Source organism: Phocaeicola massiliensis B84634 = Timone 84634 = DSM 17679 = JCM 13223 (assembly GCF_000382445.1).
Lineage (GTDB): Bacteria > Bacteroidota > Bacteroidia > Bacteroidales > Bacteroidaceae > Phocaeicola > Phocaeicola massiliensis.
In genome coordinates, this window is sequence record NZ_KB905472.1 from 931,951 (window position 1) to 945,818 (window position 13,868).

The 13,868-nt window shown below is 43.2% G+C and carries 13 protein-coding genes; 7 read left to right on the top strand and 6 right to left on the bottom strand.

Annotation, left to right across the window (positions count from 1 at the left end):
- Positions 1-148: 148 nt before the first annotated feature.
- Entirely contained in the window at positions 149-1,585 is a 1,437-nt protein-coding gene (locus tag HMPREF1534_RS15075) for a hypothetical protein (RefSeq protein WP_005937327.1), read from the top strand.
- A 208-nt stretch (positions 1,586-1,793) separates the two neighbouring features.
- A complete protein-coding gene (locus tag HMPREF1534_RS15070; protein ID WP_005937329.1) occupies positions 1,794-2,234 on the top strand; it encodes a hypothetical protein in 441 nt (146 codons plus the stop codon).
- A gap of 102 nt (positions 2,235-2,336) precedes the next feature.
- Here HMPREF1534_RS15070 and HMPREF1534_RS15065 read toward each other — a convergent pair whose 3' ends face one another.
- A complete protein-coding gene (locus HMPREF1534_RS15065; protein ID WP_005937332.1) occupies positions 2,337-3,554 on the bottom strand; it encodes a VapE domain-containing protein in 1,218 nt (405 codons plus the stop codon).
- A 292-nt stretch (positions 3,555-3,846) separates the two neighbouring features.
- On the opposite strand from HMPREF1534_RS15065, the gene HMPREF1534_RS15060 reads away from it, so the two are divergent.
- A complete protein-coding gene (locus HMPREF1534_RS15060) occupies positions 3,847-4,464 on the top strand; it encodes an HU family DNA-binding protein (RefSeq protein ID WP_005937335.1) in 618 nt (205 codons plus the stop codon).
- Between the two features lie 60 nt (positions 4,465-4,524).
- On the opposite strand, the gene tpx is transcribed toward HMPREF1534_RS15060, so the two are convergent.
- From tpx to HMPREF1534_RS15035, 5 genes are all read right to left on the bottom strand, one after another.
- On the bottom strand, positions 4,525-5,028 hold the full coding sequence (tpx, locus tag HMPREF1534_RS15055; RefSeq protein ID WP_005937337.1) for a thiol peroxidase: 504 nt from the start codon (positions 5,026-5,028) through the stop codon (positions 4,525-4,527).
- A 61-nt stretch (positions 5,029-5,089) separates the two neighbouring features.
- A complete protein-coding gene (locus HMPREF1534_RS15050) occupies positions 5,090-5,716 on the bottom strand; it encodes a DedA family protein (protein ID WP_005937339.1) in 627 nt (208 codons plus the stop codon).
- Positions 5,717-5,726: 10 nt separating this feature from the next.
- Positions 5,727-7,238, bottom strand: coding sequence for a tetratricopeptide repeat protein (locus HMPREF1534_RS15045; RefSeq protein WP_005937342.1), 1,512 nt, complete (start codon positions 7,236-7,238; stop codon positions 5,727-5,729).
- Positions 7,239-7,248: 10 nt separating this feature from the next.
- The gene (locus HMPREF1534_RS15040) at positions 7,249-8,988 is read right to left on the bottom strand and encodes a glutamine--tRNA ligase/YqeY domain fusion protein (RefSeq protein WP_005937345.1); all 1,740 of its coding nucleotides are present in this window, start codon (positions 8,986-8,988) and stop codon (positions 7,249-7,251) included.
- Between the two features lie 58 nt (positions 8,989-9,046).
- A complete protein-coding gene (locus HMPREF1534_RS15035; RefSeq protein WP_005937347.1) occupies positions 9,047-9,865 on the bottom strand; it encodes a PstS family phosphate ABC transporter substrate-binding protein in 819 nt (272 codons plus the stop codon).
- A 237-nt stretch (positions 9,866-10,102) separates the two neighbouring features.
- Here HMPREF1534_RS15035 and pstC point away from each other — a divergent pair, with 237 nt between their 5' ends.
- The 4 genes from pstC to phoU are packed head-to-tail and all read left to right on the top strand — an operon-like array spanning position 10,103 to position 13,709.
- Complete coding sequence (gene pstC, locus HMPREF1534_RS15030; protein ID WP_005937349.1) at positions 10,103-11,308, top strand: phosphate ABC transporter permease subunit PstC; 1,206 nt, start codon at positions 10,103-10,105, stop codon at positions 11,306-11,308.
- Positions 11,309-11,319: 11 nt separating this feature from the next.
- Positions 11,320-12,207 carry a phosphate ABC transporter permease PstA gene (gene pstA, locus HMPREF1534_RS15025; RefSeq protein ID WP_005937352.1) on the top strand — a complete coding sequence of 296 codons (888 nt, stop codon included), beginning with the start codon at positions 11,320-11,322 and terminating at the stop codon, positions 12,205-12,207.
- A 10-nt stretch (positions 12,208-12,217) separates the two neighbouring features.
- A complete protein-coding gene (pstB, locus tag HMPREF1534_RS15020; protein ID WP_005937353.1) occupies positions 12,218-12,970 on the top strand; it encodes a phosphate ABC transporter ATP-binding protein PstB in 753 nt (250 codons plus the stop codon).
- Between the two features lie 46 nt (positions 12,971-13,016).
- A complete protein-coding gene (phoU, locus tag HMPREF1534_RS15015; RefSeq protein ID WP_005937354.1) occupies positions 13,017-13,709 on the top strand; it encodes a phosphate signaling complex protein PhoU in 693 nt (230 codons plus the stop codon).
- Positions 13,710-13,868: the final 159 nt, after the last annotated feature.

Sequence of the window (13,868 nt, forward strand, 5' to 3'; positions counted from 1 at the left end):
TTGAAACGGACGCGAGGACTTAATGGCTGTCTTACGAATCAAAAGTCCATTTCTCTTGTAGGTAGCACTTCGGGAATGGAGTTGCGGATTTAAGGGTCTTTTAACGGTTTTGGTGATATTATGTATATTCTATTTTATTAATCGAATATTGAGTAATATCTCATCTGTAAAATGGATTGTAGTATTAGGCTTTTTGTTAGTCCTCTTTCAGCAAGATTTCGGAATATTAGCTTTTCATCATAATTATTTGAGTGCACTATTTGCTTCTATGATTGCTTGTTTTTTATATGAATCATTAAATACTAATTCATATAAAAAGCTATTCATAGCTTCAGTTTTGATAGGGATAAATATTTTTGTGCGTATACCTAATATTACCCTTATTGGGCTTTTGCCTATTCTGTTTATTGTTGATTTCTATTATAAAAGATCGTATTTGAGTTTGTTTAAACAAATACGAGTTAGTTTTATAGGTCTTTTAAGTGGAGTTATAATTGTTTTGGCTGTAATGCTAGTTTTCCGTCATTTTGATATTTTTGTATCTTCATTGAAGAATAATTTATTTAGTGCAGCATCCTCTTCTACATCTACGCATAATTTATCATCTATGTTTTATACTTATATAGATAACTATTATCAAATAGGTAAAATACTGATTATTTATGGAACGATGTTGTTTGTGATAACTAAAATAGTACGGAAATATCATTCTGCTTGTCTGTATCTTGGGGCAATAATAATAGCTGTTATTTCTTTTTTCCTTGTGTATCGTTTAGGAGGAATCTATGTTTTGTATGGAATATCATTTATTGTTATTGCTTATTCATTCTATTTATATAGGAATCAACCTCAGATTGTTTATTTGTTAAGCATTGCTTTATGCTTGTCGGTGTTTATGCCACTGGGGAGTGATTTTGGAATTGGTAATATGGGGAGTTTTGCAATTTGGTGGTTAATACCTCTATGTCTTATATTGTACTTAAAAATAATAGGAACATTAAAAAGTAAAAAGCTCTATTGTTTTTATAAATTAGCAGGAGTATTATCTGTTAGTGGTTATATAATGTTACAATTATTTACAATATTAGGACAGTGCTATTTTGATAAGGGTTCAAGGGCTGACAAAAAATATTGTATACATAGTTCAAGTTTGGCAACAACATTAACAACAAAGCAAAAGGCAGAAGCTGTTGATGTTTTATTAATTCATAGTGCAAACTATATAAAAGAAGGTGACTATGTATTATTCTTCCAAAATATGGCAACTCTTCATTATCTAACTCGAACTAAGCCATATTTGTATAATCCGTGGCCTTGGACGTATGATGCTGATAATATGGAACGGCAATTTTTGCGTGCAGAAAAAGAGAGGGATACACTTCCTGTCGTAATCCGTGAAAAGGGGGTATTGCCTGGTTCACTTTGGCTTGAAGAAGCAGCTGGGTGGAATCGGGAAGACTTACCTGATACATATAGTTATAAGAGTAAGAAAATAGCTCTTATCAATCAATTCTTAAAGAAACATGATTATAAATTGGTTTGGGAAAATCATGTCTTTCAAATATGGTTACCTGATTCTATGTAAAGAGGTGTATTATGAATGTTAGTAATATTGACTTTATAAGTTGAACAATTGCTATATTGGGGTTGTGTTTTTATTTACTTGTCTTATGTTTTAAGTGGATTTGGCTGTGAAGAGTGTTTGAAATGATGGTAATTATCTCTATTCTTAAACAAATATCTTCTCTCCATTGTTAAGACTACCAATTTAATTTATAAATAGTGGTCCAACAATGAGTAAATATTTTAAGTTGAGCATATTTTTATGCTTTTTCTTGCCGACAATATTATTTGCACAGGTAAAGGATACCAATAATAACACCTTTGCTTCCTTCATTTGCAAGTTCATTAATGAGAGAGGTTTGATAAAGTGTCGCACGGTAAGTGAGGGTAATTTTCTTACTCTTGTGAATAGAGCAGATAAGCCGGTGAATGTGATGTGCACTTGGTATCCTTTTACAGAAAGTGGTGCTTATAAATTCTCACGGAAAGAACTGATTGACCGGAGAAGGAAGAAAGTTGATTTTGTATTAATAGGGTACGGACAGAAACCGAATAATCCGATGCTCTATTATCTGGTACCCGTTTCTAAGGTGAAACGGAAGATGAGTGAGAATGCTTTGAGAAAGTATCAGGTCGGAATACCGGTATGTGACTTGAGCTTTGCTGACTAAGAATAAAGTCCCAAATAGTACGGAAAGAAAAGTTTAGAAAAACTCCTTTCACACAAAATGCGCTGTAAAATATTGATTTATAGCGCATTTGTGTGAAAGGAGTTATCTCATTTCTATCACCCGATAGAGATTGCCGGTGCGCGTATGTATCCTTTCTACTCCAAGTGACATCAATACTTTACTGAAACTAGCCGGAGATGCCTGCTTTAATGCATGGGGATAGCGCTTCTTGATACATAGGAATATTTCTGCTGCCGACAGTTCCATATACGTTTCATCAGGTTGTGCCGCCCGGAAACAACAATTAAATATGCTCTCTTCTGTTGATTGTCTGTAAAATTCCCGGTTATGGAGATTGATTTCCGCTTCTTCGTCACTGTCAAACCAATAACGCTTCCCACGCAACAGTTCTGTTTTTAACTGGGCATAGATTTGTGAATGTATGATATCTTCTGTATTGATTTTCTCTTCCACTTCGATACAGATAAAACGGCGGCTTCCCGAAGGATCGGTCAGAATATCCTTGCGGTTGGATGTACCGGCAAACGAAGCGATTCGAGGCAGTTTGGAGAAGCTCTTTTGATATGATTTGATGAAACTCAGGCTTGCCATCTGCATCAGATTCTTTAATAAAGGCATCTTCTTGGTGGTTTCCTTGTCAAATTCATCCATACATATCAGCCCATATTCCGATAATTTACGAGTGGCCTGTCCCTTGGAATTCAGGTTGAAGTCATCGGTATAATAGTTTTGCAATTCGGGCGGTACCAGCATTTTTATATACGTGGATTTTTGTTTTCCTTGTTTCCGACTGACCAGAATGGGGGCTACGCTATTGGCATGGGTGTTGTCCAGCCCCATCCATTGGGCTACCATTGCCAACATCCATCGGTGGAAACTCCGTATCCAGTAATCATCGGTAGAAACACGCTGTGCCAAGTCGGTCAGCCGGTCTGTACCGTCCCACAACGGAAGTTCCTGCATATAGAGCAGGAAAGGGTGATAACTGCCGGTTTGTGTGGAGTAAATAAAACGGTTGACGTCCTTATCCCAACAATTTATTCCTGCTTTGCGGACTGCAATGCAGATGGAGTTCAAGTCTCGTTGGCTCAGCGGAGCGAAAGGCAAAGTACCGTGCGTGCGGTATTCGGTTATTTCGTTCATTCGGTTAAAGCGGAAATCATAGTGGCGTTTCAGGTAAGATTCCATCTGCAAAATGGCATCCAGTATAGGGTCAGTGGACGGAGCCATTTTTCGGGCACACATTTCTTTTAAAGATTCATTCTCTTTTCTCAGCTTTTTCAAGTTCCTTTTGCTCATTTTTCTTTGTTTTTGGGTTTCTATGTGGCTAAGTTACGACCTTGGGAGAGGGGTTTGCAAATATTTCGCAGCTTTAGCAGATATTTTTCCGTTTATCGGAAATAAATGCCTGACGTGGTGTCTGTCTGTCTTTTTTTTGTTACCTTTATGCTGTAAATGATATCGTTCCACTTGGTTGGCACGACCATTCTACCTGGGTGAAGCGAGCATGTCAGCCGGGTGGGATGGTCATTTCATCCGGCTGAAACGATGAGGAAAAAACGTATGAAATAGTCAGTAAAAGGAGAAGATTATGAAGGTGGAATATGATTTGTATAAGAGCCCTCCCCGTGAAGTGGATGGGAAGGAGGTGGTGCATCTGCACGCCCGTGTAGCCAGGTCAAAAACGATTAGTATTTGGAGTTTGGGGGATGACATACAGAAAGCGACCAGTTTGACAAAGAGTGATTTGAGGGCAGTGTTGTGCGAAATGAGTGACCGTTTTGTGGAGGAACTGCAAAAAGGTAATTGTGTGCATATCGACGGTATAGGTTATTTCCAGATGACATTATCGTGTCCGGGCGATGTGGAGAAGGAAGGAGAGGTGCGGGCGGAATCCATCCGTTTTAAGTCGGTGGTGTATAAGCCGGAGAAGGCTATATGCGGTAAATTGGAGGGGCTGAAGTTTATCCGTTCCGAAAGAGGGGGACATACGAAGAATTATTCGGATATCGAACTGATGGGGATACTGAGTGACTATTTTAAATACAACAGTTACATCACTCGTCTTGAATTGGAGCGTGTATGCGGCATGACGCGTAGTACGGCTTATCGTCGTATAAAGTCTTGGATGGCGAGGAATATGTTAGAGAAGGTTGTCGGTATTGATGCTTATCGTCCGGTGCCGGGAGTATTTAGAGTTTCACGTTAATCCGCTTATTATAAGCAGATTAACGTGCTGTTAGGTGTGAAAGCACCTTTATGAATTACTTTACTCCACAGCTTTCAGGGCTGCTTCGTAGTTGGGTTCTTGAGTGATTTCGGGTACTAATTCCGTATATACCACTTTGCCTTCCGGGTTGATGACCACTACCGAGCGGGCCAGAAGTCCTGCCAAAGGTCCGTCTGTCATCAGTACGCCGTATTTTTGTGCGAAATCGGAAGTATATCGGTAGTCGGACAAGGGAACGACGTTGGCGATGCCTTCTGTGGTACAGAAGCGTCCCTGTGCGAAAGGCAAATCTTTTGAGATGGCCAGTACCGTCACATTCGGGCGGTTGGCTGCCAATTGATTGAATTTACGCACAGAGGTGGCGCATACGCCTGTGTCCATACTCGGAAAGATATTGAGTACCAAATACTTTCCTTTTCCGTCTTTCAATGTATAATTACTTAAATCACCTTTTACCAATGTAAATTCGGGTGCGGGAGTTCCTACTTTTACAAATTCGCCGGCTAATGTTACCGGTGTGCCTTTGAATGCTGTTTTTGCCATAATTTTATTGTTTTAGTTCTGATATTGTAATTATAACAAACGTAAGTAGAAAAAGGTTCACTTATTTTCGTCCTTTGTAAATAAGGAAGCCCACTACCAATACACCAATGGCAATGAAGCAGTAACCCAATTCGTGGCTGTATTCGGTTACTGTGCTCAAAAGTTGTTCTTCGGGTACCACTGATTGCAGATAATAGCCGATTGCCGCCAGGATACAGTTCCAGATGCCTGCACCTAATGTAGTGTAGAGCAGAAAAGTGGACAGCTTCATTTTGGCTAGGCCGGCAGGAATTGAAATCAACTGGCGTACTGCCGGAATGAGGCGGCCGATAAAGGTGGAAAGAGCACCGTGCTTGTCGAAGTAATGCTCGGCGTTCTGTACTTTTGCCTCGTCTATCAGACACATGTGACCGAAACGGCTGTTGGCAAATTTGTATACCAAGGGTCGGCCGACAAAGTAAGCAATGTAATAATTGATGATGGCACCGATATTGGCTCCTATGGTGGCGAAAATAACTACCAGAAATACATTCAGGTCACTATTTCCTCCTGCAGCTTTATAAGCGGCCGGGGGAACCACCACTTCCGACGGGAAGGGGATAAAAGAGCTTTCAATGGCCATTAATAACGTAATAGTCCAATAATTCAGGTGATCTAAGCACCATTGGATAAATGCAACTGATTCCATGATTAATTAATTATAAGAAATTATCTAAGTCTACTTTTCCATTATTGACACTGTCTTTCAGGTTACGCATTAATTCGTTAAAGCGTGTATCGCTCAGTATAGAGTCGCTTGTGCCCAGGTTGCTGTACGCATCGGGCAGTTCGTGCTTCATCTTTGCGATGTAATGCATGCAGGAGATGGCTTCTTCCAGATAGAAATAGCAATAGGCCAGAAAGAAATAAGTGGCGGGTGCATTGTCGGGAAACTCACGGTTTATTTGTTCGTAGTATTGTGCGGCAAGCTTGAAGTTCTGTGTGTCGAAACAAGCAGCGCCGATAGTGAACAGATAGTCCAGCCGTTCGTCTTCCATGATTAAGTTCAATGCCTGTCGGAAGTATAGTTCTCCTTTGGCCTGGTTTTCTGCTTTGGCAGTCTCGTCATTGCATGCTTTGGCTTCCATCAGGAAGAATCGTCCTGCAACGATAAGCGTATCGGGGTCGTTCTCGTTCAGTTCCAAAGAACGCCGGATGGATGCTTGTCCCACGCCGATGTGCTTCAGGGCGGCATGGCATAAAGCTATGTCGCCATATAGTTCGGACAGTTCGTATTTGCTTAATGCGTCTTTATTGTCCAGCAGTGCTTCTATATAATAGATGGAGGAGGTATAATCCTGCATCTCAAAATAGGTCTTTGCCAATGCCAGATAAGCACGTGTTTTATTTTCCTGTTGCTCTGCCAGGCGGAGATAGTAATCACAGGATTTTTGAAGTTCACCGCTTTGTTGGTAGCAAAAGGCTTTAAGCGTCAGTGCCTCCGCATTGCTGTCATCGATGGCCAGTGCGAAGTCTATGGCTTCGTGTGCCTCTTCATAGTCATTGGTGCTCAAGTAGCATTTGCCCAAACTGTTCCAATGATTGATGGAGTAGGGATAGCAGTCGAGTGTGGCTTGCAGAAGAGGAATGGCCGCTTCGGGATTATTGAAAGTGATATAAAAGTCACACAATAGGTCTCTGAACTTCTGGTTTTTTTGGGAAAGGGAGGCAAGATCGTATGTTTCGCCCACGTGCTTGATCCATTTCTTTGCCAAAGCTTCCTGATTGGCATCTATATAAGCGAGGATAATATCGATAAGGGTTTCCAGTTTTCCTTCTTCGTAGGCAGCTAGTTCTTCGAATACATGGTCGGCTTCTTCCATGCGTTTTTCTTCCATCAACAAATCGGCTTTCAAGAACCTCACCTCGCGATCCGACCGGTCTTCAATCAAGTCCATAACCATATATGCTTCGTCCAGCCTGCCTTTCATGGCCAGGGAACGGGCACGAAAAATCAAGGCATCCGTATCGTTGGGATGCAGTTGTAAAGCAAAGTCTATTGCGGCTTCTGCTTCTATTTGTCTTCCTTTTGAAGCATAATATTCGGCGATGTCTGTCAGTTCGTCAGCATCAAAATAAGCGGGGGTATGGTTTTTCACCATACCCTCGTATTTTTCTAACGCTTCTTTAAATTCCGGGTCTTCAAAATAGGAAGACAGGTCATTATTCATAAGCAGTTTTTTATTTATTAATTTTACTCCAGGTATCTTTTAAAGATACGGTACGATTGAACACCAAGTGTTCGGGCGTGGAGTCTTTATCTACATTGAAGTAGCCGATGCGCTGGAACTGTAAGTAATCCAGTGGTTTGGCTTCTGCAAGGTATTTTTCTACATAACATTCGGTCAGAACATGCAATGAATCCGGGTTGATCATTTCTTTCATGGCTTCCAGTGCATCGCATTTCTTGGCTTCGCGGATGGCAGCCATTTCGTCACGTGGGTTTTCTACCTTCCATAGGCGGTCATACAGGCGTACTTCTGCTTTCAGGCAATGAGCGCAGCTCACCCAGTGCAGTGTTCCTTTCACTTTGCGACTGCTGCCGGGCATGCCGGTTTTGGTATCGGGGTCGTATTCGGCATATACTTCTATTATGTTGCCCTCTTCGTCTTTCTTGCAACCGGTGCATTTCACAATGTATGCATTTTTTAGGCGGACTTCTTGTCCCGGAGTCATACGGAAGTATTTCTTCGGAGCGTCTTCCATAAAGTCTTCGCGTTCCATCCAAAGCTCACGGCTGAACTCGATGGTATGTGTGCCGGCTGTCGGGTCTTCGGGATTGTTGATGGCTTCCATCTCTTCCACTTGTCCTTCCGGATAGTTGGTGATGATAAGTTTCACCGGATTGATTACGGCGGATACGCGAGTGGCACGGGTGTTCAAGTCTTCGCGCACCGCACTCTCCAACAGCGCGAAGTCGTTCAGGGCATCATATGTGGTGTAACCGATTTTGTCAACGAAGTTGCGGATGGACTCAGGAGAATAACCACGGCGGCGGAAACCGCAGAGGGTCGGCATACGGGGGTCATCCCAACCGTTTACTAAGTGTTCCTTTACCAAAATCAGCAGGTTACGCTTGCTCATCAGCGTGTAGTTCAGGTTCAGTTTGTTGAACTCGTACTGGTGAGGGCGGTTGTTGTCCAAGTCTTTTCCTTCTTTTACCCAGTCCACAAACAGGTCGTAGAGCGGACGGTGAGGAACGAATTCCAATGTACATAAAGAGTGGGTTACACCTTCGAAAAAGTCGCTCTGTCCGTGGGCAAAGTCATACATGGGGTATGCTTTCCATGTTTCGCCTGTACGGTGATGGGGCGTTTTTACTACGCGGTAGATAATAGGGTCGCGGAAGTGCATATTGGGGCTTGCCATATCTATTTTGGCACGCAACACCATCTTTCCTTCTTCTATTTCTCCGGTGTTCATCTTTTGGAACAGTTCGAGTGTCTCCTCTATAGGGCGGTTGCGGTAAGGGCTTTCTACACCCGGCTGGGTGGGCGTGCCTTTCTGTGCGGCAATCACTTCGGAGCTCTGTTCGTCTATATAAGCTTTTCCTTCCTTGATGAGACGGATGGCGAAGTCCCACAATTGCTGGAAGTAGTCGGATGCATAATATTCATTTCCCCATTGGAATCCGAGCCATTGGATATCTTCCTTGATGGCTTCCACATATTCCATGTCTTCTTTGGTCGGGTTGGTGTCGTCGAAACGCAGGTTACATACTCCACCATAGCGTGCGGCTATCCCAAAATCCAGGCAAATGGCCTTGGCATGACCGATGTGGAGATAACCGTTGGGCTCAGGCGGGAAACGGGTTTGGACTTTTCCTCCGTTTTTACCTTCCTTCAGGTCGTTCTCTACTGCCTGTTCGATGAAGTTCAGACTTCTCTTTTCTGTAGCTTCTGTAGCGTTCATTTCAGTCATAGTGATATTAATTTTACACTTTAAGGTGCAAAAATACGTATTCTTTTTGGGATATGCGTTATTTCACGGGAATATATCCTCCCTTTTTTATAATATTTTGCCCCGCAGGGGAAAGTACATACTCGATGAAAGGGCTGACTTTCGCTTTGTCGGACACATTATAATAATAGTAGAGCGGACGCACTACAGGATATTGTCTTTTTGTTCCGTTTTCCATGGTGGGGAGTACATAGTGTTTTCCTTCGTCATACGAGACGGCTATCGGCTTGACACGGTCGGACAGATAGGCAAGACCTACATATCCGATGGCTCCCTTGGTTTGGCTGACGGACTGGATGACGGCGCCGGTTGCCGGCATGGAGAGGCTGCCGCTCATATAGTTCTTGTTTTTTAGGACGCTTTCTTTAAAGAATTCGTATGTTCCCGAAGAGGTTTCGCGAGAATAGACAATGATTTTCATATCGGGGCCTCCCACTTGCTTCCAGTTTACAATTTTTCCGCGGAAGATACCTTCCAATTGTTGCCGGGTGAGGCGGCTGACAGGGTTGTCCGGGTGGACGATGATGGCAAGGGCATCGTAAGCGATAATTACTTCTTTTACTTCTTGTCCGGCAGCTTTCAACTTCATTTTTTCACTGAACTTGATGGGGCGTGAAGCCATGGCGATATCGGTGGTATGGTCCATGAGGGCGGATATGCCGACTCCGGTCCCGCCACCGGTGACGGTTACCCGCTGCTCGGGGTGAGTGTTCATAAATATTTCTGCAGTCTCTTGTGAGACAGGTAATACGGTGTCGCTGCCTTTGATGCGTTGTGCGGCAGTGTGCAGGCTGCAAATTGATAAGACAAAGAAAAACAGGGCTTTTAACTGATTCATAAGTTATTATATTAATTCATGTGCAAAAGAAACGTTTTCCTGTGTCATTTGTTTTACTTGTGTATTACGATTCCGTTACAAGGTGAGGTGTTGCTTTTCAGGTGGAGGAGTAGACTTTTCTGTCCGGGTGTAACAACTTTGTAATATAATTGTAGCAAATACTTCAAGCTCCTTTCATATCATTTTAATATCGAGAAGCTTTTTTTGCATCGATTACTAATAGAAGACTAAAACAGTATGAAACAAGTTTGGGAAAAGATTGTCGAAGGAATATTGACTTGCAGTGGCTTTATCACAAGTATTACGATAGTACTGATTGTCATTTTTCTGTTTACGGAGGCATTCGGACTCTTTGGCAACAAGGTAACAGAAGAAGGGTATGTGCTGGCTGTCAACGGGAAGAATCCGGTCAGGGAACTGAGTGCGGTGCAAATTAAAGATGTGTTTGACGAAGAGATAACCAATTGGAGTGAAGTGGGAGGTCCCGATATCGGAATTAAGGTATTCCGGCTGGAAGATATTACTTCTTATTTTTCGGAAGAAGAGTTGGGGGCGGAATACGACAAGGCGGGAGAATGTATCGGTAAGGTAGTGGCAGACCATCCGGGTATCATTGCTTTTGTCCCGGCAAAGTTTATAGAGAAGGACTTTCCGGGTCGTTTGCTGAAAGATGAGCATATCTCTTTCTCGGAAGTGTTTGCCGGTAAAGAATGGTTCCCGACAGCAACTCCGGCCCCGCAATTCGGTTTTGTTCCTTTGGTCATGGGAACACTTTGGGTGAGCTTCTTTGCGATTCTTTTTGCATTGCCGTTCGGATTGTCTGTGGCTGTATATATGTCGGAAGTAGCAAGCAGCCGCACACGCGGATTTCTGAAACCGGTTATTGAATTGCTGAATGGTATACCGTCGGTGGTATACGGATTCTTCGGGCTGATAGTTATTGTACCTCTCATTCAAAAGGTGTTCGATTTGCCGGTGGGAGAGACCGGTTTGGCTGGAAGTATTGTGTTGGCTATTATGGCTTTGCCTACTATTATCACGGTCAGCGAGGATGCTATGCGTAATTGTCCGCGTGCCATGCGCGAGGCGAGTCTGGCTTTGGGAGCCACGCATTGGCAGACCATCTATAAAGTGGTGATTCCGTTTTCCATTTCAGGCATTACATCGGGAGTGGTGCTGGGCATCGGACGTGCCATTGGTGAGACGATGGCTGTGCTGATGGTGACCGGCAATGCGGCTGTGATACCGACAACGATTCTGGAACCGCTACGCACAATTCCTGCGACGATTGCTGCCGAATTGGGAGAAGCTCCTGCCGGTGGTGCACATTATGAGGCCTTGTTTCTGCTGGGGGTGGTGCTGTTTCTGATTACCATGATTATCAATTTTAGTGTAGAGTATATATCATCCAAAACCGGAGCGGGTTTCGGAAGAAAGTCATAATACGATAGAATATGGAAGATAATATATTTAATGCCCGACAAGGGGTACGCAAGAGACGTTCACAGTGGATTGCGTTCGGAGTGTTCAAACTGCTTAGTTACAGTATTGTACTGATTTTGTTTTGCATCTTGGGCTTTATTATATATAAAGGTATAGGAGTTATCAACTGGAAGTTTCTCACTTCGCCTCCCAGCGACGGAATGACGGGAGGAGGCATTTGGCCGGCTATCGTGGGTACTTTTTATTTGATGATAGGCAGTGCATTGTTTGCTTTTCCTGTGGGCGTGATGAGCGGTATTTATATGAACGAATATGCTCCGAAAGGTAAATTGGTCCGCTTCATACGGGTGATGACGAATAATTTGAGCGGCATCCCATCTATCGTTTTCGGTTTGTTTGGTATGGCGCTGTTTGTGAAGTACCTGGGTTTTGGCGATAGTATTCTGGCGGGTTCACTCACATTGGGTTTGCTTTGTGTGCCGTTGGTTATCCGTACTACCGAGGAGGCTTTGAAAGCTATTCCGGATAGTTACCGCGAAGGCAGCCTGGCGTTGGGAGCGACCAAATTGCAAACTATCCGCTACGTGATTCTTCCGATGGGGATGCCTAATATTATCACGGGGCTTATTCTTGCAATGGGAAGGGTATCGGGAGAAACCGCACCCATTCTGTTTACTTGTGCCGCTTACTTCCTGCCGCAGTTGCCGCATAGCATATTGGACCAATGCATGGCCCTCCCTTATCATCTTTATGTCATATCGACCAGTGGAACCGATATGGAGTCACAATTGCCCATTGCTTACGGAACTGCTTTAGTGCTTATCCTTATTATTCTGGTGGTCAATTTGCTGGCGAACGGACTTCGCAGGTATTTCTCGAATAAATTAAAAACGAATTAATCTATAATATATGAATAAGATAGATGCGCAACATGTGAATTTCTTCTATGGAGATTTCCAGGCATTGAAAGATATCAGTATGGCGATTGAAGAAAAAGCGGTAGTGGCTTTTATCGGTCCGTCGGGCTGCGGAAAGTCTACCTTTCTCCGTCTCTTTAATCGTATGAACGATTTGATCCCCGGTGCACGCCTTGAGGGGAAGATACAGATAGATGGCGTGAATATCTATGATAAATCTGTGCAGGTGGACGAACTTCGCAAGAATGTGGGAATGGTGTTTCAGCGTCCCAATCCTTTTCCGAAAAGTATTTTTGAGAACGTTGCCTATGGGTTGCGGGTAAATGGAGTGAAGGATAATGAATTTATCCGTCATCGGGTGGAGGAAACATTAAAAGGAGCTGCCTTGTGGGATGAAGTGAAGAACAAGTTGAAAGAGTCCGCTTTTGCTCTTTCGGGCGGACAGCAACAGCGTTTGTGCATAGCGCGTGCCATGGCTGTGTCGCCTTCCGTCTTGCTCATGGATGAACCTGCATCGGCGCTCGATCCCATTTCTACCGCTAAGGTGGAAGAACTGATTCACGAACTGAAGAAGGAATATACCATTGTTATTGTAACCCATAATATGCAGCAGGCAGCACGGGTCAGTGACAAAACCGCTTTCTTCTACATGGGTTCGATGGTGGAATATGACGATACGAAGAAGATTTTTACAAACCCTAGCAAAGAAGCCACTCAAAATTACATTACGGGACGTTTCGGATGATGGGGGTACCGTCAGAAAAAAAGAATACAAAAAGAAAGATGATATTATGGTGAAATTTATAGAATCAGAGCTTACCTCACTGAAAAAAGAGGTGAACGAAATGTGGACACTGGTGTATAACCAGTTGGACAGGGCCGGGGAATCGGTATTGACATTCAACCGTGACCTGGCGCAACAGGTGATTGTTCGAGAGAAACGGGTTAATGCTTTCGAACTGAAGATAGACAGCGATGTGGAAGATACCATTGCTCTTTATAATCCGGTGGCGATAGACCTGCGATTTGTGTTGGCCATGTTCAAGATAAACAGCGATTTAGAGCGGTTGGGAGATTTTGCCGAAGGCATTGCCCGTTTTGTGGTGAGAAGCGATGAAACAGCACTTGATGGAGAATTACTCCGTGAACTGCGGATAGAGGAGATGCAAAGACAAGTACTCGGTATGCTTGAAATGACCAAGACTGCATTGAATGAAGAAGATTTGGATTTGGCATTGGCTGTCTTAGGCAAGGACAATTTGTTGGATCAGATTAATGCGGATGCTCCGGGGGTGCTGACTAAATATTTGGGAAAGCATCCCGATTGTTTTTTGACTTGTCTGGAACTGGGGACTGTGATTCGCAAGCTCGAAAGGGCAGGAGACCATATAACGAATATTGCCGAAGAGATAGTTTTTTTCATTGATGCCAAAGTATTAAAGCATAGCAGAAAAGTGGATGAGCACTTTATAGGGAAGGAATAAAAACGATAAAATGTTTTCATTCTCCCAAAAAAATCTTATCTTTGTCTATGTAATGAGGCAGATAAAGAGCTTTTCGGTTTGTAAATAGCCAAAAAAGACAGAAAAGTCTAAAAACATGTTGTATGGCATAGTTTTTTATTTGGCTGGTTTAAAAAAAGG